This is a genomic window from Terrabacter sp. Root181, from assembly GCF_001428505.1.
Lineage (GTDB): Bacteria > Actinomycetota > Actinomycetes > Actinomycetales > Dermatophilaceae > Terrabacter.
The window spans coordinates 270,676-292,263 of sequence record NZ_LMHU01000006.1 but is presented as its reverse complement, the minus strand read 5'-3'; the positions used below and the strand labels follow the sequence as shown (position 1 = coordinate 292,263).

Here is a 21,588-nt window from a genome sequence, read left to right as displayed (position 1 = left end):
GCCTAGGGATGACCGCCCGGCGTCGGCTCGGTGAGGGGCAGGGTCAGCTCGAAGCGGCACCCGGGGCCGGCGTTGGCCACGGTCACGTCGCCACCGTGGGCCCGGGCGATGCCACGCGCGACGGCGAGCCCGAGGCCGGCGCCCACCCCCGCGGCCGGGGTCCGCGAACTCGTGCCGCGCCAGCCCGGCTCGAAGAGCCGGTCGAGCTCACTGGCAGGGATGCCGCCGCAGCCGTCCGCGACGGCGACGCGGGCCACGTCGTGGTCGGCCGTGAGGGAGATGTCGACGCTGCCGCCGGCGTCCGTGTGGGTCAAAGCGTTCGTCACGAGGTTGGACAGGGCGCGGGAGAGCTCACCCGCGTCGGCCGAGGCGGTGACGGACCCGGTCGGGGCCGAGCCTGCGACGTGGACGCCGCGTCCGTCCGCGAGGACGCGCGCGGAGGCGAGGGCGTCGGACACGAGGTCGCCGAGGTCGACGGGTGCCCGGTCGAGTCGCAGCGTGCCGGACTGGAGGCGGGAGAGTGCGAGGAGCCCGCCGACCATGTCGGACATCCGGTCGGCCTCCGAGCGGATGCGCGCCGGGTACGACCCGTCCGCGGGGGCGTGGCCGTCCTCGATCGCCTCCGCCATCGCCCGAATGCCCGCCAGCGGGGTGCGCAGGTCGTGCGACACCCAGGCGACGAGCTCGCGCCGGCTCTCCTCGACCTGTCGGTCGCGGTCGCGCTCGGCCGCCTCCTCCGCGGAGGCGCGCATCAGCTCCTGGACCCGTCGGGCGATGAGCCAGCCGAAGACGGCCGCGATGGGGAGCGAGGTGGCGGTGACGACGAGGACCACGAGCTGGTCGTGCTCGTTGATGAACATCGCCCGCGCCGTGACGACGACCCCGAGGGCGACGGTGAGGATGACGACGACGGGGGCCACCACCGCGGCGGCGACGAGGGAGCGGGCGGCGAGCGCCCGGACGACGAGCGCGCCGACGGTCCCGACCGCGACGGCAGCGAGCGCGGCGAACAGGGCCGCCTCGGCGATCACGGGCCCGCCGCCGCGGGGGCGACGCCGTCCCACCGGTAGCCCACACCCCACACCGTCTGGAGCCGGACGGGCCGCGCGGGGTCGGTCTCGACCTTCTCGCGCAGACGGCGTACGTGCACGGTCACCGTGGACTCGTCGCCGTACTCCCAGCCCCACACCTGCTCCATCAGCTCCCGCCGGGAGAAGGCCGTGCCCGGGTGGGCCATGAGGTGGGCGAGCAGGTCGAACTCGCGGCTGGTCAGCGCGAGGGGTGCGTTGCCGAGCCAGGCCTGGTGGCGTCGGGTGTCGACGCGCAGGTCGTCGTCCACGAGGGTCGTCACCGCCGGCTCCGCCACCGCGGTCGGCGGTGCGGCCCTGCGCAGGATCGACTGGATGCGCAGCACGAGCTCGCGGCTGCTGAACGGCTTCGTCACGTAGTCGTCGGCGCCGATCTCGAGGCCGAGGACGCGGTCCGACTCCTCACCCCGGGCCGTCAGCATGACGACGGGCAGGTCGCCGCGTTCCGAGCGCAGCCGGCGGAACACCTCCAGGCCGTCGAGGCCGGGCAGCGTCAGGTCGAGCACGACGAGGTCGGGGGAGCGGGTCCGGGCCACGGACAGCGCGTCGAGCCCGTCGCCGGCCTCGAGCACGTCGAGTCCGGCGCGGGTCAGGTAGCCCGAGACGACCTCGCGCAGGGTGGGGTCGTCGTCGACGACGAGGACGGTGGGCACGCCACCAGCCTAGGCAGCGGCGCGCCCTCCGGAGCGGCGAAAGTCCTTGTGGTCCGGTGACGTCGGCGCGTGGTCGTCAGACCGGATGGCGTCTCGTGGCCAGGACGCCGAACGTCAGCGCGACGACGAGCAGGCTGGCCCCCAACATGTGCAGCAGGACGAGCAGCTCGGGCAGCTTCGTGAAGTACTGGATGTAGCCGATGAGCCCCTGGGCGAGGGTGACGACGAGCACCATGGTCCAGGCCCGGCGGGCCTCGTCGGTGGTCGCCGTGATGCGCACCGCGACGAGGGTCGCGATGACGAGACCGCAGAAGAGCATGACGGCGTCGGCGTGCATCCACGAGACGAAGCGCGGGTCGAAGCCCGTGCGGGCGGGCCGGTCGGCGTCGCCCGAGTGCGGCCCCGAGCCGGTGACGATGGTGCCGAGGAGCAGCACGACCGCGCCCACGGCGCTCGTGCCGAGGGCCAGCGTCCGGGCGAGCGGGTGGACGACGAGCTCGCCCGGGCCCGAGACGTCGTCGCGGGCTCCGCGCACGAGCGCCGTCGACAGCGCGACGAGCACCATCGAGAGCAGGAAGTGCGACATGACGGTCCACGGGTTGAGGCCGGTCAGGACGGTGATGCCGCCGAGGACCGCCTGGGCGGGGATGCCGGCGAGGACGCCGATCGCGACGCGGTGGAGCCGGCGGCGCTGCGGCCAGTGCGTGAGCACGACCCACAGCGAGGCCAGCGCGAGGACGGTGACGACGCCCGTCAGCATGCGGTTGCCGAACTCGACGAGGTCGTGGAACTCGCTCTCGGGCGTGCGCACCGGTGTGAACGACCCCGGCTGGCACTCCGGCCACGTGCTGCACCCGAGCCCGCTGCCGGTGAGGCGCACGATGCCGCCGGTGACGACGATGCCGACCTCGCCGACGAGGTTGGCGAGCAGGAGCGGCCGCACCCAGCGGGAGCGGACGGCGGGGAGATGACCTGCAGCCCGCGCGAGCCGGCTCTGGCCGGTCAGGGGGACGGCGTCGGTCACGGTTGGCGTGGAGGACACCCCGCAAGGGTATGCCGCCGGGCCCGGTCTCCCCGCATCGCCCCGAGCTGCCGGGGGCTGTGTGAGTCAGGCCCGCGCGCGCCGTGGGGCGAAGCCCGCCACCGGGTTCAGGCCACGTCGTTCCACACGACCTGCGAGCCGGCGTGGCCCGCGAGGACGACGGTGACGACGGCCGCCACGGCGGCGAGGACGACGAGAGTGCTGACGATGACGTCGAGGGCGTGCCCGCGGGGCGACTCCTCGTCCGGGGGCCGGGCGAACCAGAGAGCGAGGAGCGTGATCCCCATGAACAGCAGGCAGAACAGCTTGGCGCGGTCGCCCCACTCGACGTGCTCGCGCAGCAGGTCGAAGTCCGTCGTGCTCGCTCGCACGGCGGACACCCGGCGCTGCAGGGCCTCGCCGCTCTCGGCCGCGACGAAGGCCGAGGCCCCCGAGATCACGGCACCTGCGGCGGTGGGCCAGCGCAGCACCCGTCGCCACGCGGGGCGGACGGCGTAGGCGATCGCGCACAGCGCCGACAGCGGCACGAGGACGATGACGGCGTGGATGACGAGGGCATGCATCGGGAGACCGAAGATGTAGTCGAACACGTCGCCTCCGGCCGATCGGGTCGTGGGGTGGGTGGTACGGATGGTCCCTGTGGTCGTGCTGCGGCCAGTCTCGTCGGTTCAGTCGTCGAAGCGGAAGAGACGCGCCGCGAGGACCGTCGCCACCAGTCCCCACGCGACGACGACTGCGAGCGCGGGAAGGTTCAGCACACCGTCGACGAGGGCCGACCGGAGCCCGTCGGCCAGGCCCGCCGAGGGGAGGTAGGCCACGACGTGCGACACGCCCGCGGGGAGCTCGGTCCGCGGCACGATGACACCGCCGACGGCGAGCAGCAGCACCCACACGAGGTTGGCGATCGCGAGCACGGCCTCGGCCCGCAGGGTGCCCGCGAGCAGGAGGGCCAGGGCCACGAAGGCCCACGTGCCGAGGACGACGAAGAGGACGGCATACGGGATCCCGGAGACCTCCGGCCGCCACCCGAGCGCGAGACCCAGCACGGCGATGACGCCGATCTGGAGCACCTCGACGGCCAGGGTCGCGATCACCTTGGCCGCGACGAGACCGCCCCGTCCGAGGGGGGTGACGCCGAGGTAGCGCAGCACGGCGTAGCGCCGGTCGAACGCGGTCGAGATCGCCTGGGCGGTGAACGCGGCGGAGATGACGCAGAGGGCGATGACGCCCGGCGTCGCCACGTCGATGCGCGTGCCCGGGCCGAGGGACGGGGTCGTCGTCACGCTGAGCCCGACGAGTGCCATCGCGGGCAGCACGAGGGAGACGAGGAGCTGCTCGCCGTTGCGGAGCAGGCTCCCCACCTCGAAGCCGGACTGGGCCAGGACGCGCCGGCGGGAGGCGGCGGCGCGGGAGGTGCCCGGCGTCGTCGGGGCGGCCGAGGTGCTCACGCGGCTCCCTTGCGGGTCAGGCTGAAGTAGACGTCCTCGAGGGAGCGACCGGCGGTCACCGAGGCGGGCGTCCCCTCCGCGACGGTGCGTCCGGCGTTCATGATGACGAGGTGGTCGGCGAGCCGCTCGGCCTCCTCGAAGGAGTGGGTCGTCACGACGACGGTGGTGCCGGCGTCGCGCTGCTCGGCCACGAGGTCCCACACGTCGAGCCGGCCGTGCGGGTCCAGACCGGCGGCGGGCTCGTCGAGGAAGAGGACCTCGGGCCGACCGAGCAGCGACGCCGCGAGCGCGAGGCGCTGCTTCTGGCCGCCCGACAGGCGGCGCACCGTCGTCGACGCGAAGTCGGTGACGCCGAGGCGACGCGCCACCGCATCGACGTCGACGGGGTCGGCGTAGAGCCGGGAGAGGTGGTGGAGGAGGCGCAGCGGCTTCGTGCCGTTGGGCAGACCCCCCGCCTGGAGCATGACGCCCACGCGGGCACGGTGGTCGGCGCTCGCCTGCCACGGGTCGGTGCCGAGCACCCTCACCGTGCCGCTGTCGGGTCGGCCGAGCCCGACGGCGCACTCGATGGCCGTCGTCTTGCCCGCGCCGTTGGGACCGAGTACCGCGGTGATGCGTCCCGCCGGTGCCGTCCACGTCAGCCCGTCGAGCGCGGCGACCTGACCGAAGGTGCGGTGGAGGTCGGACAGTGTCACCGCAGCGGTCATGGCCCATGAGTCTAGGCTCGGTCCCGACGACCCCGGTCACCGCACCTCGGTCGCCACCGGCGTACCCCCTCGCCGTCCCCGCTCCGCCCCGCCCGCCGCCCGACTCGACCCTGACGGAGACCCCACCCGTGAAGATCGACCCAGCCGCCAAGCCCTTCACCGCGATGGCCGCCGCGCCCACGGTGATCGCTGCGCTGGCCCGCCGACCGCGTACGACCGCCGCCCTCGGCCTGCTGACGGCGGGGGTGACCCTCTTCTTCCGCGACCCCGACCGCACCCCGGACCGCACGCCCGTGACCGACCCCGACGTCGTGCTCGCCCCGGCCGACGGGATCGTCATGCACGTGGGGGAGCCGCAGCCGGGCATCGCCCCGCCCGGTGAGTGGCAGCAGGTCAGCATCTTCCTGTCCCTGCTCGACGTGCACATGAACCGCTCGCCCTACGGTGGCCGCGTCATCGACGTCACGCACACGCCGGGCCGCTTCCTCGCCGCCTACCGCGCCGAGAGCGCCACGAAGAACGAGCGCAGCGAGATCATCGTCGAGCGCGTCGTCGCGGGCCGACCGCGTCGCATCGTCTACCGCCAGCTCGTGGGCCAGCTGGCGCGCCGCATCGTCACCAGGATCGAGCCGGGCGACGAGATCGCCACGGGCGAGCGCATGGGCCTGATGAAGTTCGGCTCGCGCATGGACGTCTTCGTGCCGCCGGAGGTGCAGCTCGAGGTCAGCAAGGGCAAGCGCGCCATCGGGGGAGAGACGGTCCTGGGCCGCTTCCCGGCGGCGGACGCATCGTGACCGGCGACGCGGCCTCCGACGAGCGCCCGCGGCGGCGCGACCGCGTGAGCCGGCGCATCCGGCTCGTGTCGGCCACCGGGGCCAGGGTCATCCCGCTCGACCGGCTCAACCCGCGTGTCCGAGCCCGGGCGACCCTCCCGAGCCTCTTCACGCTGGGCAACATGCTGTGCGGCTTCTCGTCGGTGCTGCTGTCCTTCCAGGGACACTTCCGGGCGGCAGCCGTCCTCGTCGGCATCTCGATCATCCTCGACATCTGCGACGGTGCGGTGGCTCGGGCGGTCGGCGCCATCACGCCCTTCGGCCTCCAGTTCGACTCGCTCGCCGACCTCATCTCGTTCGGCATCGCGCCTGCGGTGCTCGTCTACACGTGGGCGCTGCCGGCGTACCCCGTCTGGGCGTGGGCCGGCGCGATGTTCTGGCTGGCCTGCGCGGCCTACCGCCTGGCCCGCTTCAACGTCACCATCGACCCGCTCGCCGACAAGCGCTACTTCGTCGGCCTCGCGAGCCCTGGTGCCGCCGGCGTCGTCATCTCGACCGTGCTCGCCATCGGGGAGCCGCTCTATGACTGGGCGCCCCTCGTGCCCGTCGTGGCCGGGGTGGTGCCGGCGGCCCTCATGGCGTCGTCGTTCCGCTTCCGCTCCTTCCGCGACCTGCTGTCGCCGCGGCATCTGCGCATCACGGTCCCGCTCGGCATCGTCATCGCCGTCGGCCTGGCCCTCTTCCCGGGCGCGACCGGCATGGCGCTCGCCTACGGCTACGTCCTCACCTGCCCGCTGGGCTGGGTCACGTCACCACTGCGGCGGCGGTGGTTCGGCGAGGCCGCCGTCGCCCCGCCGCGGACCCGCATGCCGTCGGTCATCATGCCGCCGGACGCCGACGACGACCTGGACGACGCCGACGACGACGCCGACGACGAGGCGGGGGACTGCGACGACCTCGACGGCGACCGCTGAGGACGCCCGGCGAGGGTAAGGGGGGCCTAACTGGAAGTTGGGGCCCTAATTACGTCACAATGGTGTGGTGTTTATCGGAGAGCACGCACCGCGTGAGACGAAGGACGGCGAGCACGTCTCGCCGCTCGAGTCGCGCACGCGCTCGCGGGTGCTCCACATGGTCTCCGCCGACGGCCCCATCTCGGCCGCCGAGCTCGGTCGTCACCTCGACCTGACCCCCGCCGCCGTGCGTCGTCACCTCGACGCGCTGGTCGAGCAGGGCGCCGTCGTGCCGCACGAGCCCACCGGTGGCCGCCGTGGCCGTGGTCGTCCCGCCCGCGCCTACGTCGTGTCCGACGCCGGGCACAGCGCCCTCGAAGCCGACTACGACTCGCTCGCAGTCGAGGTGCTGCGCTACCTCGAGGAGCACGCGGGTCCGGCTGCCGTCGGCGAGTTCGCCCGCAGCCGCGTCGGCGCGCTCGAGGAGCGGTATGCCGCCCGCCTCGCCGCCGCCGGTGACGACCCCGCCGCTCGCACCGAGGCCCTCGTCGAGGCCCTCAGCGAGGACGGCTTCGCCGCGACCGCCCGTCCCGTCGGGGCCGGCGGCCTGACCGGCGTCCAGCTGTGCCAGGGTCACTGCCCGGTGCAGCACGTCGCCACCGAGTTCCCGGCCTTCTGCGAGGCCGAGACCGACGCGTTCTCCCGCCTGCTCGGGGTGCACGTCCAGCGCCTCGCGACCCTCGCGGGCGGACACCACGTGTGCACGACCTTCGTCCCGACCGGTGGAATCGGCTCCCGTCCCCGGAAGACCTCGCCGGTCGCCGGTGTTGACCCGGAGGCCGCCCCGACCACCACGACCACCACGACCACCCAGACTCCCCACGACACGCCGGGCACGCCCGCCGGCACGCGTACGCCCCGCACGAGCACGACCCGCACGAGCACCGACACGCTCACGCACGTCAAGGAAGGTTCCTCATGACCACCCACATCGAAGAGCTGAACCCCGGCCTCAAGGGCATCGGCACCTACGAGTACGGCTGGGCCGACAGCGACGTGGCCGGGTCCACGGCGCGTCGTGGGCTCAACGAGGACGTCGTGCGCGACATCTCGGCCCGCAAGACCGAGCCGGAGTGGATGACGAAGCTGCGCCTGAAGAGCCTCAGCCTCTTCGGCAAGAAGCCCATGCCGTCGTGGGGCTCCGACCTCACCGGCATCGACTTCCAGAACATCAAGTACTTCGTGAAGTCCACCGAGAAGCAGGCGGCCACGTGGGACGACCTGCCCGAGGACATCAAGAACACCTACGACCGCCTGGGCATCCCCGAGGCCGAGAAGCAGCGGCTCGTCTCCGGCGTCGCCGCGCAGTACGAGTCGGAGGTCGTCTACCACCAGATCCGTGAGGACCTCGAGGCCCAGGGCGTCATCTTCCTCGACACCGACACGGCGCTGAAGGAGCACGAGGACCTCTTCCGCGAGCACTTCGCCACGGTGATCCCGGCCGGTGACAACAAGTTCGCAGCGCTCAACACGGCCGTGTGGTCGGGTGGCTCGTTCATCTACGTGCCCAAGGGCGTCCACGTCGACATCCCGCTCCAGGCGTACTTCCGCATCAACACCGAGAACATGGGCCAGTTCGAGCGGACGCTGATCATCGCCGACGAGGGTTCCTACGTGCACTACGTCGAAGGCTGCACCGCGCCGATCTACAAGTCGGACTCGCTGCACTCGGCCGTCGTCGAGATCATCGTCAAGAAGAACGCCCGGGTGCGCTACACGACGATCCAGAACTGGTCCAACAACGTCTACAACCTCGTCACCAAGCGGGCGACCTGCGAGGCCGGCGCGACGATGGAGTGGGTCGACGGCAACATCGGCTCCAAGGTGACGATGAAGTACCCCGCCGTCTTCCTCATGGGCGAGCACGCGAAGGGTGAGACGCTCTCGATCGCCTTCGCCGGCGCGGGCCAGCACCAGGACACGGGCTCCAAGATGGTTCACTGTGCTCCCAACACCAAGAGCTCGATCATCAGCAAGTCGGTCGCCCGTGGTGGCGGGCGCGCGAGCTACCGCGGCCTCGTGCAGGTGCTCGAGGGCGCCTCGCACTCGGCATCGACCGTGCGCTGCGACGCGCTGCTCGTCGACACGATCAGCCGCTCCGACACCTACCCCTACGTCGACATCCGCGAGGACGACGTCTCGATGGGTCACGAGGCCACGGTCTCCAAGGTGTCCGAGGACCAGCTCTTCTACCTCATGTCCCGCGGCATGGCCGAGGACGAGGCCATGGCGATGATCGTGCGCGGCTTCATCGAGCCGATCGCGCGTGAGCTGCCCATGGAGTACGCCCTCGAGCTCAACCGCCTCATCGAGCTGCAGATGGAAGGAGCCGTCGGCTGATGAGCCTTCTGGCTGACACGACGACCGACACCCCCGAGACCCAGCAGAGCGAGACCACGGTGCCCGACGCCGCCCCCACCGCCACGACCACCCTCCCCGGCGCCACCGCCCACACCGACTCGGCCGCGGCGTTCGTGCCCGTCCAGTCGCGGGCCGAGCGCACGGCGTCCTTCGACGTCTCCGCGTTCCCGCTCCCGACGGGCCGCGAGGAGGACTGGCGCTTCACGCCCGTCAAGAAGCTCGCCGGCCTGCTGGCCGAGGGCGCGACGGGAAGCCTCGACTGGAGCACGTCGCTCCCCGAGGGCGTCACGACGTCGATGATCACGTCCGAGCAGGCCCGGGGTCTCGGCGTCCTGCCGCCGCAGGACCGCGCGGCCGTCGTTGCCGCCGCGGCCGCCGACGGCGCTGTGCTGCTCGACATCCCGGCCGACGCCGAGCTCGACGAGCCGGTCCGCCTCTCGCTCGTCGGCCGGGGCGGGGAGCCCGTGCACGGCCACCTCGTCGTGCGTGCCGGACGATTCTCCAAGGCGACCGTCGTCGTCGAGCACACCGGCTCGGCCCGCTACTGCCAGCTCCTGTCAGTCGTCACCGACGACGGCTCCGACCTCACCGTCGTGTCGGTGCAGCGCTGGGCCGACGACGCCCAGCACCTGGCCCAGCACGACGCGCTCGTCGGTCGCGACGCCCGCTTCAAGCACCTCTCGGTGTCGCTCGGCGGGGAGGTCGTCCGCGTCAACGCCAACGTGCGCTACGCCGGTCCCGGTGGCGACGCGACCCTCCTCGGCGTCTACTTCGCCGACGCCGGTCAGCACCTCGAGCACCGCTCGTACGTCGACCACAACACCCCCCACTGCAAGAGCCGCGCCACCTACAAGGGTGCGCTCCAGGGCGAGTCCGCCCGCACCGTGTGGGTCGGCGACGTCCTGATCCGCGCGGAGGCCGAGGGCACCGACACCTACGAGCTCAACCGCAACCTCGTGCTCACCGACGGCGCTCGCGCCGACTCGGTGCCGAACCTCGAGATCGAGACCGGCGAGATCCTGGGTGCTGGACACGCTTCTGCCACAGGGCGTTTCGACGACCTGCAGCTGTTCTACCTGCAGTCGCGCGGCATCAACGAGGACGAGGCCAAGCGCCTCGTCGTGCGCGGCTTCTTCGCCGACATCATCCGTGAGATCCCGCTCGCCGACCTGCGTGACGAGATCACCGCCGCCATCGAGGACGAGCTCGCATCGACGGCGTACGCCGCTCCCACCCAGCACACCCCCAGCACAGACACCGCCAGCACCAACAAGGAGAACTGACCCATGAGCACGCTCGAGATCAAGGGACTGACGGTCTCGGTCGAGACCGAGGACGGCCCCAAGGAGATCCTGCGCGGGGTCGACCTCACCGTGAAGTCGGGGGAGACCCACGCGATCATGGGGCCCAACGGCTCCGGCAAGTCGACGCTGGCCTACAGCATCGCCGGCCACCCGAAGTACACCGTCACCGGCGGCACGGTGACGCTGGACGGCGAGGACGTCCTCGCCATGAAGGTCGACGAGCGCGCCCGCGCCGGCCTGTTCCTCGCGATGCAGTACCCCGTCGAGGTCCCCGGGGTCACGGTCAGCAACTTCCTCCGCACGGCCAAGACGGCCATCGACGGCGAGGCCCCCAAGCTGCGCACGTGGGTCAAGGACGTCAAGGCCGCCATGGGCAACCTGCGCATGGACCCCGCCTTCGCCGAGCGCAACGTCAACGAGGGCTTCTCCGGCGGCGAGAAGAAGCGCCACGAGATCCTCCAGATGGAGCTGCTCCGACCCAAGGTGGCCGTCCTCGACGAGACCGACTCCGGCCTCGACGTCGACGCGCTCAAGATCGTCTCCGAGGGCGTCAACCGCGCGAAGGACTCGAGCGACCTCGGCGTCCTGCTCATCACGCACTACACGCGCATCCTGCGCTACATCAAGCCCGACTTCGTGCACGTCTTCGTCGACGGCAAGATCGTCGAGGAGGGTGGCCCCGAGCTGGCCGACCGCCTCGAGGACGAGGGCTACGACCGCTACCTCACCGCGGCTCCGGCCGCGGCGGTCGAGGTCTGAGCCGAATGACCGACGTCCTGCCCTTCACGGACGGGGAGCTCGCCGCGATCCGCGGCGACTTCCCGATCCTGACGCGCACGGTGCGCGACGGCAGGCCGCTCGTCTACCTCGACTCCGGGGCGACGTCGCACAAGCCGACGCAGGTCCTCGACGCCGAGCGCGCGTTCTACGAGCAGCACAACGCTGCGGTCCACCGCGGGGCGCACCAGCTCGCGGAGGAGGCCACCGACGACTTCGAGGCGGCACGGGCGACCGTCGCGTCGTTCATCGGCGCGCCCGCCGACGAGGTCGTCTTCACCAAGAACGCCACCGAGGCCATCAACCTCGTCGCGTACGCCTTCTCCAACGCGGCCCCGACCGACGACCCCAAGGACGAGCGCTTCGTGCTCCGCCCCGGTGACGAGATCCTCGTGACCGAGATGGAGCACCACGCCAACCTCGTGCCGTGGCAGGAGCTCGCGCGTCGCACCGGCGCGACCCTGCGCTGGGTGCCGGTCGCCGCTGACGGCGCCCTCGACCTGACCGGTCTCGACGACCTGCTCACCGAGCGCACCAAGGTGTTCGCCTTCACCCACGTCTCCAACGTGCTCGGCACGGTCAACCCCGTCGCCGAGCTCGCCGAGCGCGCGCACGCGGTCGGCGCGCTCGTCGTCGTCGACGCGTGCCAGTCGGTGCCACACCTCGCGGTCGACGTCGCCACCCTGGGCGCCGACTTCGTCGCCTTCAGCGGCCACAAGATGTACGGCCCGATGGGCGTCGGCGTCCTCTGGGGCCGCGGCGAGCTCCTCGAGGTCATGCCGCCGTTCCTGACGGGCGGCTCGATGATCGAGCTCGTGACGATGGAGCGCTCGACCTACGCACCCGCGCCGCAGAAGTTCGAGGCGGGCGTGCCCAACGCGGCGCAGGCCGTGGCGCTGGCCGCCGCGGTCCGGTGGGTCGAGGCCCTCGGCATCGAGCGCATCCATGCGCACGAGGCCGCCCTCGTCGACCTGCTGCAGCGGGGCCTCGCCGAGCGCCCGTGGGTGCGTGTCGTCGGTCCGCCGCTCGGCACGCCGCGCGGCGGCGCCGTCGCGTTCGTCGTGGACGGCGTGCACGCGCACGACGTCGGGCAGGTGCTCGACGACGCCGGGGTGGCCGTCCGCGTGGGCCACCACTGCGCGTGGCCGCTGCACCGGGTGCTCGGCGCCACCGCCACGACCCGTGCGTCGTTCGCCGTCCACAACACCGTCGCCGAGGTCGAGGCGCTGCTCGCGGCGCTCGACCGCGTGCCGGTGGTCTTCGGCCTTCACACGGAGAGGGAGGCGAGCTGATGGACCTCTACCAGGAGCTCATCCTCGAGCACTCGAAGCGCCCGCACCACGCGGGTCTGCGCGAGCCCTTCGACGCCGAGGTGCACCACATCAACCCGACGTGCGGCGACGAGGTGACCCTGCGGGTCGACGTCTCCGGCACGGGCGCCGACGCCGTCGTGACCGACGTGTCCTACGAGGCGCAGGGCTGCTCGATCTCCGTCGCGAGCTCGTCCGTGCTCGCCGAGGAGGTCATCGGCCACCCGGTCGTCGAGGCCCTCGAGACCTTCGAGGCGATGCGCGCCATGCTGACCTCCCGTGGCCAGGTGGCCGGCGACGAGACGGTCATCGGCGACGGCGTGGCCTTCGCCGGCGTCTCGAAGTACCCCGCGCGCGTCAAGTGCGCCCTGCTCGGCTGGACCGCTTTCACCGACGCGCTGGCTCGAGCCGGCGTCGACATCACTTCCACGAGTTCCGCCTCCCCCCAAGGAGTTTCGTCATGACCCAGACCACCACCCCGCCCAACGTGGCTGACGTCGAGGAGGCCATGCGCGACGTCGTCGACCCCGAGCTCGGCATCAACGTCGTCGACCTCGGCCTCGTCTACGGCATCACCGTCGACGCGCAGTCGCACGCCGTCATCGACATGACGCTGACGTCGGCTGCGTGCCCCCTCACCGACGTCATCGAGGACCAGACCGCGCAGGCGCTCGAGGGTCTCGTCACGACGCACCGCATCAACTGGGTGTGGATGCCGCCGTGGGGTCCCGACAAGATCACCGAGGACGGCCGCGAGCAGCTGCGCGCCCTCGGCTTCAACCTCTGAGCCTGCAGCACCCGCGCTCGTGACGACGCGCGTCATCGAGGTCGACCCCGCTCGGTTCGACCGATGGATGGCGGGCTTCGCCGAGCGACACGGCACCTACGACGCCGCCGAGGAGTCCACTCCCGGCGGCGTCGTCGTGTCCGCCCGGGCTGCCGACGGATCCTCCCTCGTGGCAACGCCGTTCGCCCACGAGCCCCTCGGCGTCATCCTCGTCAGGCGAGGAGGGTATGCCGTGGGGCTGGCCTCCGCCGGCGCCTTCACGGCCTCGAAGGTGGGGTCCCGCCACGTCCAGTCGCGCACCGCGGCGGGCGGCTGGTCGCAACAGCGCTTCGCCCGCCGTCGGGGCAAGCAGGCCGACGAGCTCGTCGACGCCGTCGTGGGTCACGCGCGACGGGTCCTCCTCGGGGACGACGAGTCACCCGCGACGGGAGCGGACGGCATACCCCGAGGCCTCGTCGTCGGGGGAGACCGCACGCTGGTGCGCGAGGCGCTCGAGGCCCGGGCCCTGAGGGCCCTCGCAGGCCTCCCGATGCGCGAGCTCTACGATCTGCCCGACCCGAAGCGCGACGTGCTCGAGGCCGCGCTGCGTCGAGGGCGCTCCGTGCGCATCGAGCTCACGGAGACGCCTGCGGGCGGCGTCAGCTGACGGTGTCGACCCCGAAGGTGTTGCACTGGTTGAGGTCGCCGGTCTGGTAGCCCTGCAGGAACCACTTCTGGCGCGCTTCGGACGAGCCGTGGGTCCAGTTCTCGGGGGTGACGCGTCCCTGCATCTTCTTCTGGATGCGGTCGTCACCGACGGCGGACGCGGCCGAGAGCGCTGACGTGATGTCCTGCTCCGTGACGGGCTTGAGCAGCGGGGTGCCGTTGGCGTCGGTCGTCTCGGTCGCGTGCTTGACCCACGTGCCGGCGAGGCAGTCGGCCATGAGCTCGATGCGGACGGCGCCGGAGTTGGGACCCTGGGGGTCCTGCTGCGCCCGGTCCAGGATGCCGAGCTGGTTCTGGACGTGGTGGCCGTACTCGTGCGCGATGACGTACTCCTTGGCGAGCTGGCCGCCGTCGGCGCCGAACTTGCTCTGGAGCTCCTCGAAGAAGCTGGCGTCGACGTAGACCTTGGAGTCGAGGGGGCAGTAGAAGGGACCCACCTGCGAGTTGGCGGTACCGCAACCCGACGGGGTCTGGCCCTGGTAGATGACGGTCTTCACCGGCTCGTAGTTCATCTGGTACTTGGGCAGCGTCTTGCCCCAGTAGTCCTGGACGCTGTTGACCGTCGCGATGATGAGGCAGACGTCGTTCTTGTTGGCGTCGGCTCCGGTCTTGCACTGGGAGAACTCGCCCTGGTCGACCTGGCCCGCGGCCGCGACCTGGTCGGACTGGAGCTGCTGTGAGGGCAGTCCTCCGGTCGTGCTGCCGGAGTCGCCGCCACCGAGGATCTTGGTGCCGCCGAAGATGAGCATGAGCACGAGGAGGATGAGGCCACCGATGCCTCCACCGACCTGGATGCCGCCGGGGAAGCCGCCTCCGCCTCCGCCGCCCCCGCTGCCGCCGCTCTGCACCTGGGAGGTGTCGAGCTGGGCGTTGTCGTTGAAGCTCATGTGCCGCTCCTCGGGCTCGGGACCGGGGGCTCCCCGGTCCGGTCGAGATCACCCTAGTGCGCGGGGACCTGTGGACGACGGCTGCTCCGTCGGCTGCCGTGACGGTGTCGTACCCGCTCGAGCCGGGTCAGCGATGGGCGCCGCGGCCACCGGTGGTGTCGGAGCTGCCCGCGGACTTGACGAGGCGCGCGGCGAGGTCCTCGGTGGCCTGCACGAGCGCGGGTGACCCGACCACCTCGAAGGTGAGCGGCGTGACGGCCAGCTGGCGGGCGTACCACTCCGGCTCGTCGGTCGTGGCCCGGAGCCGGATGCCGCCCTCGACCACCTCGAGGCGTCCCAGGCTTCGGGGGATCCAGCGTGAGGCCTCGTCGAGGTCGGCCCGCAGCAGCACGTCGACCTCGTGGCGCCACCCCTGGGACAGGTGTTCCTCGAGGGTGCGGAGGGCGTCGAGGTCCTCGGGTGGCGCGAACCGCTGCGAGGTGGTGAAGACCGACAGGACGCGGTCGATCCGCAGGGCGCGCTGGGCCTCGCTCGTCTGCGACCAGCCGAGGAGGTACCACCGGTCGTGACGCAGGACGACCGCCCACGGGTCGATCTCCATCGGTCGCTCCCTGCCGTCCTCGAGGCGGTAGTCGATGCGGACCCGGTGCGACGACGTGCAGGCCTCGACGAGCTTGGCCGTCAGGGCAGGGTCGACGCGCAGGCGCGGGTCGGGCGGTGGGCCGGCCACCCGGCGTACGGCCCGGACCGGCTCGGCGACCTGCTGGGGGAGCACGCGCAGGATCTTGGAGAGGGCGGCCCCGACGAGCTCGGTGGGATCGGCCGCGCCGCGGTGGCCCTCGAGCACGGCCATGACGAGGCCGAGGGCCTCGGCGGCCGTGAACATCAGGGGTGGGAGTCGCAGGCCCCGGCCGACCCTGTAGCCGCCGTGCGGCCCGGTGACCGACTCGATCGGCAGGTCAGCCTCGCGGAGGATGGCGACGTAGCGGCGCGCGGCGCGCTCGGTGACGCCGAGGTGGTCGCCGAGCCGCTGAGCCGTGATGCCCGGGCTGTCCTGGATGGCCTCGAGCGCGAGCAGGGCTCGTGCCGTGGGACTCGTGTCGTACCGCATGTGGTCACCTCCCGGACGCCGACCGTCCGGAAAGACCGTACCGCTCAGCGGCGACGGCAGGCGCTTCCCGGATGCCGGCTTCGGGGCGGTGGCTGCGTCGGGCCTCGCGTGGTGGGCCGCATCGGCGCACCCGTGGCTCACGATCGCCTCGGTGACGTGGCTGCTGCTGGCCGCCGACCAGTTCCGCCTCGGGCGCGCCGGCGCGGACGACCCTGCCGAGGCGCCCTGAGCTCGGTTGCGCGTCAGGGGTTCTCGGCAGACGGGAGAGACGTGCACACGCACGCCCTGTTGCCGTCCTGGTCCGCGAGCACCGTGAACGATGGCGCCTGGCTGTCGTCGACGACGACGCCACCGGCGGCGACGGCGGCCGCGATCCGCTGGTCGGCCACCTCGGGTGCGACCCAGACGTCGAGGTGGAAGCGCTGCCGCGGCGTCTCGTGCTCGTCCGTCCCCTGGAACCAGAGGATGGGCACCCGTGCGGTGGCATCGCGGACGTCGTCGCCGATGCTCCCGCGACCCATGGCATCCGTGCCGCCGGTCAGCAGGGCTGCCCAGAACGGCGCGATCGTGGCGGCGCGCGCCGTGTCGAGCGCGAGCTCGATCCCGGTGACCGCTGCCGGGTCGGCCTCGAGGCCGTGCTCGCCCGCGATCCCGGTGATGCGCCGCGCGAGGTCGACGTCCTTCTGGGTCACCCAGTCGACGACGTGCTCCGTGCCCTCGTCGTCGCGGTGGACGGCGTCGTCGCTGAGCAGCACCAGGTCGACGTATGTCGTGCCGATCGTCACGCGCGGATGGTGGCCGACGGTGTCCCCCGCCTCGCCGACCGCGGAGACGAACGCCGCGCCGGCGACGAACCCGTCGACGAGGTACCTGGCATGCAGTCCCTGCCCCAGCTTCCGCCAGTCGGCCAGTCCGGCCTCGGTGATCTGCGTCGTCGTCAGCATGTCCATGCGAGGCACGCTAACCGGCAACCCGGACGTTCGACGTCTGGTAGGGGGCGCGAGGCGCTCGGTAGTCTGGCTACCCGGCGGCGTGCGACGAGGAGACGTCATGGCAACCTTCGGCCCGTCCGACGACCTGCAGGGAGCAGAGTTCGTCGACACCGACCTGCGCGGCGCCCGGTTCGTCGGCGCCGACGTCTCCGGCGTCGTGATGCGCGGTGTGCAGGCGGAGGACGTGGAGATCGATGCGCCGTGGCTCTTCGACGGCGAGACCTTCCTGCGCGTCAACGGTGTCGACGTGGTCCCGCTCGTCGACGCGGAGCTGAACCGGCGCTTCCCCGGTCGTGCCGAGCGGCGTGCCACCGATCCGGAGGGACTGGCGACGGCCTGGGCCCGGCTGGAGGGCGCCTGGGAGTCCACGCTCGCCCGCGTCGACGCCATGCCCGCCGGCACGGTGGACGTGTCGGTCGCCGGGGAGTGGTCGTTCGCCCAGACCCTGCGGCACCTCGTGCTGGCCACGGACACGTGGCTGGGCAAGGCGATTCTGGGGACCGCCCAGCCCTACCACCCCTATGGCCTGATCGACGCCGGCACCGTGGACGACGACTTCGACGTGTCGGTCCTTGCGACGGACGCGCCGTCCTACGCGGAGGTCCTCCGGGTGCGGGCAGCGAGGGTCGCGATGGTGCGCGACGTCATCGCCGCAGTCACACCCGAGCTGCTCGCGTCGGCCCGACCGAACCCGCACGACCCGGCGTACCCCGAGACGGTGCTCTCGTGCCTGCACACGATCCTCGACGAGGAGTGGGAGCACCACCGTTACGCCGTGCGCGACCTCGACGCGATCGAGGCCGGCGGGTCGGACGTCTGAGCCGTCGGGCTGTGGCGCGGGGTCAGCTGGGCTGCCAGAGCTCGATCCGGTTGCCCTCCGGGTCGGTGACCCAGCCGAACCGGCCGACACCATCCAGGTCCTGCGTCTCCGTGTCGGCGGCTGCTCCGGCGGCCCGCAGCTGCGCGAGCATCGCGTCGAGGTCCCGGACGCGGAAGTTGACCATCGTCTGCTGGGTGCGAGCGCCGAAGTAGTCGGTGTCTGCCTCGAACGTGGCGAACACGGTCGGTCCGGCCTCCTGGCTCCACAACCCGTGCTGGTCGACGTCCAGCCCGAGGCATTCGCGGTACCACGCAGCCAGGGCTGCCGGGTCTGCGGCTCTCAGGAAGTAGCCGCCGACACCCAGGACTCGTTCCATGCCGACATCATGGCAGGGAGCAGCTCGACGACCGTGGCCCCTACGAGGCCATCTGCGCGCGTGGGTCGCGACCGGAGCCTTGTCGTTCGCGACGGCTCTCGGGCGGGCTGATCTCGGCCCACACCACGTCGAGCGAGAGCCCGAGGACCACTGCGACGGCGGCGATCGTCGGGAACGACGGGGTGGCCACGCGGCCCGACTCGATCTTGCGCAGGGTCTCGGGCGAGATCCGTGCGTCGAGGGCGGTCTCGAGCATCGAGCGCTCGCCTCGGGCGCGACGCAGGAGGGCGCCGAGGCGCTGTCCGCGCTCGACCTCCGCGGGTGTGAGCGGCAACCTGACCATGAACCCGATCCTAGACCGGGATAGCATGGCCGGGATAGTTATTGGTCGCACGAGAGTGTCACGAGAGAGGCGCCGCATGATCGAGATCCTGAGCCCGTCCGAGCTGCCTCGGGCGCGGGAGACCGGCGCCCTCGTCGCTGACATCCTGCAGTCCCTGAGGAGCCGCACCGCAGTGGGCACCAACCTCCTGGACATCGACCGTTGGGCACGGTCGATGATCGTCGAGGCGGGGGCGACGTCCTGCTACGTCGACTACGCGCCGTCCTTCGGGCGAGGGCCGTTCGGCCACCACATCTGCACGTCGGTCAACGACGCCGTGCTCCACGGGCTGCCCCACGACCGCGCGCTGGACGACGGCGACCTGTTGTCGCTCGACCTCGCGGTCTCCCTGGGCGGGGTCGTCGCCGACTCCGCGGTCAGCTTCGTGGTGGGTGAGACGCAGCCCTCCGAGAGCCTCGCGATGATCGCCGTGACCGAGCGCGCCCTGGCCGCCGGCGTCGCCGCGGCGGGTCCGGGCGCCCGTGTCGGTGACGTCTCGTACGCCATCGGCTCGGTGCTCTCCGAGGCGGGCTTCCCGATCAACACCCAGTTCGGAGGTCATGGCGTCGGGTCGACGATGCACCAGGACCCTCACGTCGCGAACACCGGGCGCCCGGGCCGGGGCTACACGCTGCGCCCGGGCCTCCTCCTGGCCCTGGAGCCGTGGGTCATGGCCGACACGGCCGAGCTGGTGACCGATGCCGACGGCTGGACGCTGCGCAGCGCGACGGGCAGCCGGACGGCCCACAGCGAGCACACGATCGCCATCACGGGCGACGGTGCCGAGATCCTCACCCGGCCCACGCAGCCGACGTGCTGAGGTCGGAGCCGCTCGGGTGGCCCGGACCGCGTCGACCGACGTCGGCCGCCGACACACGGTGCGTCAGGAGACGACGACCGCGTCCGGGGTCGTCGTCGTCAGGCGCATCCTGACCGTGACCTCGTCGCCGATGCGCGGGGGAGTGGCCCCGGCCGGCAGCACGAGGAGGCTGCACTGCATGTGCGGCGGCTCGGCGAAACGGGGCATGACACCGGACACCGTGAAGGGCGAACGCACCCGGTGCGCTGCCTCGAGCACGCCCTCGGTGACGGCGATGGCGCGCGACCGCGCCGTGGCGGCGGACGACGGGCTCTCCATCGCGACGCCGTGCGAGGTGCCGCCGCTGACGACGACGAGGTGGCCCGCGGCGACCGCGCGCTGCCGGTAGCCGACCCGCGTGCCCTTGGTGACGGGTCGCACGTCGAGCACGTGAGCCCGCACCTCGTACGATCCCTTGTCGGCGTACCACAGGTCCGTGCCGATGCGGGGTCGGAACTCGTGCTCCGGGAATCGTGTTGCGAGAGCGGACAGCTCGGCGCCCGACACGTGCGACACGTACCACGTGCGGACTCCCGGGACGGCGGCGATGAAGCGCGAGATCTCCTCGACGTGGCCCGTGCCGAGCGGGAGGTGCAGGGTGACGCCGACCGCGTCGGCGAGTCCGGCCAGCTCGGCCACGTCGGCCACCGGCGTGCCGTAGCGGTTCATCGACGTGAGTCCCTCGACGACGACCCGCGTCTCGGCGAGCTCCCCCCGCAGGCTCGCCAGGTCGGACTCGGTCGTGACGGTGTGCACGACGCGCCGGTTCGCCAGGTCGGGCAGGTCGGCGTGGACGGCGGCGCGGTACGGCTCCATGACGAGCACGTCGCCGCCGAACGCGGCCAGGGCAGAAGGCAGCTCGGCGTAGGCGCCGATCGCGACCATCGGCACCCCCAGGCGGCCCGCCTCCGCGCAGAGCAGGTCGCGGCCGAAGCCGTAGCCGTTGCCCTTGACGACGGGGACGACGGCGGGGTACTCGGCGACGAAGCGGTCGTGGGCGGCGCGCCAGCGCTCACCGTCGACGTGCAGGACGAAGGACACGAGCGCTCACCGCCGCTTCATGTAGAGGTCGAAAGCCTTGTAGAGCAAGCGGTTCAGCGGCAGGTCCCACTCGCCGGCGAGGCGCACGGCCTCGCCGCCCGTGCCGACCTTGAAGCGGATGAGCCCGATGTGCGGGTTGGCCTCGTCGACGGTGTTGGTGATGCCGCGCAGGTCGTAGACGCTCGCCCCGGCGGCGATCGAGTCCTGCATCATCCGCCACTGGATCGCCGTGGAGCCCTGGAGCTCGCGCTTGGCCGACGTCGATGCACCGTAGGAGTACCACGCGTGCGCGCCGACCCGGATGAAGATCGTCGCCGCCAGCACGTCGCCCTCGTGCTCGGCGAGGTAGACGCGGATCCGCTGGGGATCCTCGGCCGACAGGGCGGCATACATGGTCTCGAAGTAGGCGAGGCCGCGCGGCGTGAAGCGGTCGCGCTCTGCGGTCTCGACGTAGGTGCGGTGGAAGGCCGGCAGGTCGGACTCGTCACCGACGCGGACCTCCACCCCGTTCTTCGCGGTCTTCTTGATGTTGCGGCGCCACAGCTGGTTCATGCCCGCCAGCACGTCGGCCTCGGTGCGTCCCGCGAGGGGCACCTGGAAGACGTACTCCGGCTGGCCGGCGGCGAAGCCGTCGTCGGGACTGAGGTGGCGGAAGCCCAGTCGCCGCAGCTCGGCCACGACGGCCGTGCCCACCGGCTCCACGACGTCGGGCGTCGCGTCGTCGTAGCGGCGGACCGTCGGGTCACCGATGGCCGCCTTGATCGTCGCCGTGCGCCAGCGGTGCGTCGCGACGGGCGGCCCGAGCCGCAGCGCGAAGGCACCCTTGGCCTTGAGGTGGTCGCGCAACGCTCGGAGCAGCTCGACGAGCCGTGGGGACGCCCAGTCGATGCAGGGTCCCTCCGGCACGTAGGCCAGCGAACGCTTGAGACGCGGCAGCGAACGGTGCAGCACGAGCGCGGCCCCGACCATCTCCTGGCCCTCGAACCAGCCCACCGACTCGGTGCGCCACTCCTTCTTCACGTCGGCCCAGGCCGGCGTCTGGAGGAAGCTCGCCGAGGGCTGGGACCGCAGCCAGGCGAGGTGCTCGGCTGCGGTGATGTCACGAACGGAGATGGGCGCGTTCACGCTGGCTCACGCTACCCGAGCGCGACG

26 protein-coding genes are annotated in these 21,588 nt (G+C 72.0%); 13 read left to right on the top strand and 13 right to left on the bottom strand.

Annotation, left to right across the window (positions count from 1 at the left end; translation table 11 throughout):
• Window positions 1–2: 2 nt before the first annotated feature.
• The 6 genes from ASD90_RS13205 to ASD90_RS13180 form a co-directional block, all read right to left on the bottom strand.
• Complete coding sequence (locus tag ASD90_RS13205; protein WP_082588736.1) at window positions 3–1,031, bottom strand: cell wall metabolism sensor histidine kinase WalK; 1,029 nt, start codon at window positions 1,029–1,031, stop codon at window positions 3–5.
• The gene (locus ASD90_RS13200; protein ID WP_056757127.1) at window positions 1,028–1,741 is read right to left on the bottom strand and encodes a response regulator transcription factor; all 714 of its coding nucleotides are present in this window, start codon (window positions 1,739–1,741) and stop codon (window positions 1,028–1,030) included. Before ASD90_RS13200 ends, ASD90_RS13205 begins: the two co-directional genes overlap by 4 nt.
• A gap of 76 nt (window positions 1,742–1,817) precedes the next feature.
• Window positions 1,818–2,747, bottom strand: a complete 930-nt coding sequence (locus ASD90_RS13195; protein ID WP_056757699.1) for a heme A synthase — start codon at window positions 2,745–2,747, stop codon at window positions 1,818–1,820.
• Between the two features lie 143 nt (window positions 2,748–2,890).
• Window positions 2,891–3,373 (bottom strand): DUF2231 domain-containing protein, encoded by a 483-nt coding sequence (locus ASD90_RS13190; protein WP_056757124.1) that lies wholly within the window; start codon window positions 3,371–3,373, stop codon window positions 2,891–2,893.
• A gap of 78 nt (window positions 3,374–3,451) precedes the next feature.
• Window positions 3,452–4,231, bottom strand: coding sequence for an ABC transporter permease (locus tag ASD90_RS13185; protein ID WP_056757122.1), 780 nt, complete (start codon window positions 4,229–4,231; stop codon window positions 3,452–3,454).
• Complete coding sequence (locus ASD90_RS13180; RefSeq protein WP_056757120.1) at window positions 4,228–4,938, bottom strand: ABC transporter ATP-binding protein; 711 nt, start codon at window positions 4,936–4,938, stop codon at window positions 4,228–4,230. Before ASD90_RS13180 ends, ASD90_RS13185 begins: the two co-directional genes overlap by 4 nt.
• 128 nt (window positions 4,939–5,066) lie before the next feature.
• Here ASD90_RS13180 and ASD90_RS13175 point away from each other — a divergent pair, with 128 nt between their 5' ends.
• From ASD90_RS13175 to ASD90_RS13130, 10 genes are all read left to right on the top strand, one after another.
• Entirely contained in the window at window positions 5,067–5,732 is a 666-nt protein-coding gene (locus tag ASD90_RS13175; RefSeq protein ID WP_056757117.1) for a phosphatidylserine decarboxylase, read from the top strand.
• A complete protein-coding gene (locus tag ASD90_RS13170) occupies window positions 5,729–6,685 on the top strand; it encodes a phosphatidylcholine/phosphatidylserine synthase (protein WP_056757114.1) in 957 nt (318 codons plus the stop codon). Before ASD90_RS13175 ends, ASD90_RS13170 begins: the two co-directional genes overlap by 4 nt.
• Window positions 6,686–6,752: 67 nt before the next feature.
• Window positions 6,753–7,646 (top strand): metalloregulator ArsR/SmtB family transcription factor, encoded by an 894-nt coding sequence (locus ASD90_RS13165; protein WP_235506627.1) that lies wholly within the window; start codon window positions 6,753–6,755, stop codon window positions 7,644–7,646.
• Window positions 7,643–9,064 (top strand): Fe-S cluster assembly protein SufB, encoded by a 1,422-nt coding sequence (sufB, locus tag ASD90_RS13160; RefSeq protein ID WP_056757109.1) that lies wholly within the window; start codon window positions 7,643–7,645, stop codon window positions 9,062–9,064. Before ASD90_RS13165 ends, sufB begins: the two co-directional genes overlap by 4 nt.
• Before the next feature lie 8 nt (window positions 9,065–9,072).
• Window positions 9,073–10,368 (top strand): Fe-S cluster assembly protein SufD, encoded by a 1,296-nt coding sequence (gene sufD / locus ASD90_RS13155; protein ID WP_157623183.1) that lies wholly within the window; start codon window positions 9,073–9,075, stop codon window positions 10,366–10,368.
• Window positions 10,369–10,371: 3 nt separating this feature from the next.
• On the top strand, window positions 10,372–11,148 hold the full coding sequence (sufC, locus tag ASD90_RS13150) for a Fe-S cluster assembly ATPase SufC (protein WP_056757107.1): 777 nt from the start codon (window positions 10,372–10,374) through the stop codon (window positions 11,146–11,148).
• Between the two features lie 5 nt (window positions 11,149–11,153).
• Window positions 11,154–12,458 (top strand): SufS family cysteine desulfurase, encoded by a 1,305-nt coding sequence (locus tag ASD90_RS13145; RefSeq protein ID WP_056757104.1) that lies wholly within the window; start codon window positions 11,154–11,156, stop codon window positions 12,456–12,458.
• Complete coding sequence (gene sufU / locus ASD90_RS13140) at window positions 12,458–12,940, top strand: Fe-S cluster assembly sulfur transfer protein SufU (RefSeq protein ID WP_056757101.1); 483 nt, start codon at window positions 12,458–12,460, stop codon at window positions 12,938–12,940. The genes ASD90_RS13145 and sufU overlap by 1 nt, the downstream gene beginning before the upstream one ends.
• Complete coding sequence (locus ASD90_RS13135; RefSeq protein ID WP_020144129.1) at window positions 12,937–13,263, top strand: metal-sulfur cluster assembly factor; 327 nt, start codon at window positions 12,937–12,939, stop codon at window positions 13,261–13,263. Before sufU ends, ASD90_RS13135 begins: the two co-directional genes overlap by 4 nt.
• A gap of 19 nt (window positions 13,264–13,282) precedes the next feature.
• Window positions 13,283–13,909: an acVLRF1 family peptidyl-tRNA hydrolase gene (locus ASD90_RS13130; protein ID WP_056757097.1), complete on the top strand. Its 627-nt coding sequence runs from the start codon at window positions 13,283–13,285 to the stop codon at window positions 13,907–13,909.
• Here ASD90_RS13130 and ASD90_RS13125 read toward each other — a convergent pair.
• Entirely contained in the window at window positions 13,902–14,855 is a 954-nt protein-coding gene (locus ASD90_RS13125) for a neutral zinc metallopeptidase (RefSeq protein ID WP_056757094.1), read from the bottom strand. The genes ASD90_RS13130 and ASD90_RS13125 overlap by 8 nt on opposite strands.
• Before the next feature lie 127 nt (window positions 14,856–14,982).
• Entirely contained in the window at window positions 14,983–15,966 is a 984-nt protein-coding gene (locus ASD90_RS13120; protein ID WP_056757092.1) for a YafY family protein, read from the bottom strand.
• On the opposite strand from ASD90_RS13120, the gene ASD90_RS13115 reads away from it, so the two are divergent.
• Window positions 15,953–16,195, top strand: coding sequence for a hypothetical protein (locus tag ASD90_RS13115; protein WP_162260207.1), 243 nt, complete (start codon window positions 15,953–15,955; stop codon window positions 16,193–16,195). The genes ASD90_RS13120 and ASD90_RS13115 overlap by 14 nt on opposite strands.
• A gap of 13 nt (window positions 16,196–16,208) precedes the next feature.
• On the opposite strand, the gene ASD90_RS13110 is transcribed toward ASD90_RS13115, so the two are convergent.
• Complete coding sequence (locus ASD90_RS13110) at window positions 16,209–16,916, bottom strand: VOC family protein (RefSeq protein WP_056757086.1); 708 nt, start codon at window positions 16,914–16,916, stop codon at window positions 16,209–16,211.
• A gap of 100 nt (window positions 16,917–17,016) precedes the next feature.
• Here ASD90_RS13110 and ASD90_RS13105 point away from each other — a divergent pair, with 100 nt between their 5' ends.
• The gene (locus tag ASD90_RS13105) at window positions 17,017–17,778 is read left to right on the top strand and encodes a DinB family protein (protein WP_056757083.1); all 762 of its coding nucleotides are present in this window, start codon (window positions 17,017–17,019) and stop codon (window positions 17,776–17,778) included.
• A 22-nt stretch (window positions 17,779–17,800) separates the two neighbouring features.
• On the opposite strand, the gene ASD90_RS13100 is transcribed toward ASD90_RS13105, so the two are convergent.
• The gene (locus ASD90_RS13100) at window positions 17,801–18,154 is read right to left on the bottom strand and encodes a VOC family protein (protein WP_056757081.1); all 354 of its coding nucleotides are present in this window, start codon (window positions 18,152–18,154) and stop codon (window positions 17,801–17,803) included.
• A gap of 40 nt (window positions 18,155–18,194) precedes the next feature.
• Complete coding sequence (locus tag ASD90_RS13095) at window positions 18,195–18,497, bottom strand: helix-turn-helix domain-containing protein (RefSeq protein ID WP_056757078.1); 303 nt, start codon at window positions 18,495–18,497, stop codon at window positions 18,195–18,197.
• 76 nt (window positions 18,498–18,573) lie between these two features.
• Here ASD90_RS13095 and map point away from each other — a divergent pair, with 76 nt between their 5' ends.
• Window positions 18,574–19,356, top strand: coding sequence for a type I methionyl aminopeptidase (gene map / locus ASD90_RS13090; RefSeq protein ID WP_056757075.1), 783 nt, complete (start codon window positions 18,574–18,576; stop codon window positions 19,354–19,356).
• Window positions 19,357–19,419: 63 nt separating this feature from the next.
• Here the strand turns inward: map and ASD90_RS13085 are convergent, their stop codons facing one another.
• Both ASD90_RS13085 and ASD90_RS13080 read right to left on the bottom strand, forming a co-directional pair.
• Entirely contained in the window at window positions 19,420–20,436 is a 1,017-nt protein-coding gene (locus tag ASD90_RS13085) for an alanine racemase (RefSeq protein WP_056757072.1), read from the bottom strand.
• A gap of 6 nt (window positions 20,437–20,442) precedes the next feature.
• Entirely contained in the window at window positions 20,443–21,561 is a 1,119-nt protein-coding gene (locus ASD90_RS13080) for a peptidoglycan bridge formation glycyltransferase FemA/FemB family protein (RefSeq protein ID WP_056757070.1), read from the bottom strand.
• Window positions 21,562–21,588: the final 27 nt, after the last annotated feature.

Bases quoted from the DNA above. Each gene is read 5' to 3' on its own strand.
- ASD90_RS13180 (WP_056757120.1), bottom strand. From the start codon at position 4,938: ATGACCGCTGCGGTGACACTGTCCGACCTCCACCGCACCTTCGGTCAG.
- sufB (WP_056757109.1), top strand. From the start codon at position 7,643: ATGACCACCCACATCGAAGAGCTGAACCCCGGCCTCAAGGGCATCGGC.
- sufC (WP_056757107.1), top strand. From the start codon at position 10,372: ATGAGCACGCTCGAGATCAAGGGACTGACGGTCTCGGTCGAGACCGAG.
- ASD90_RS13145 (WP_056757104.1), top strand. From the start codon at position 11,154: ATGACCGACGTCCTGCCCTTCACGGACGGGGAGCTCGCCGCGATCCGC.
- sufU (WP_056757101.1), top strand. From the start codon at position 12,458: ATGGACCTCTACCAGGAGCTCATCCTCGAGCACTCGAAGCGCCCGCAC.
- ASD90_RS13135 (WP_020144129.1), top strand. From the start codon at position 12,937: ATGACCCAGACCACCACCCCGCCCAACGTGGCTGACGTCGAGGAGGCC.
- ASD90_RS13125 (WP_056757094.1), bottom strand. From the start codon at position 14,855: ATGAGCTTCAACGACAACGCCCAGCTCGACACCTCCCAGGTGCAGAGC.
- ASD90_RS13120 (WP_056757092.1), bottom strand. From the start codon at position 15,966: ATGCGGTACGACACGAGTCCCACGGCACGAGCCCTGCTCGCGCTCGAG.
- ASD90_RS13110 (WP_056757086.1), bottom strand. From the start codon at position 16,916: ATGGACATGCTGACGACGACGCAGATCACCGAGGCCGGACTGGCCGAC.
- ASD90_RS13105 (WP_056757083.1), top strand. From the start codon at position 17,017: ATGGCAACCTTCGGCCCGTCCGACGACCTGCAGGGAGCAGAGTTCGTC.
- ASD90_RS13100 (WP_056757081.1), bottom strand. From the start codon at position 18,154: ATGGAACGAGTCCTGGGTGTCGGCGGCTACTTCCTGAGAGCCGCAGAC.
- ASD90_RS13095 (WP_056757078.1), bottom strand. From the start codon at position 18,497: ATGGTCAGGTTGCCGCTCACACCCGCGGAGGTCGAGCGCGGACAGCGC.
- map (WP_056757075.1), top strand. From the start codon at position 18,574: ATGATCGAGATCCTGAGCCCGTCCGAGCTGCCTCGGGCGCGGGAGACC.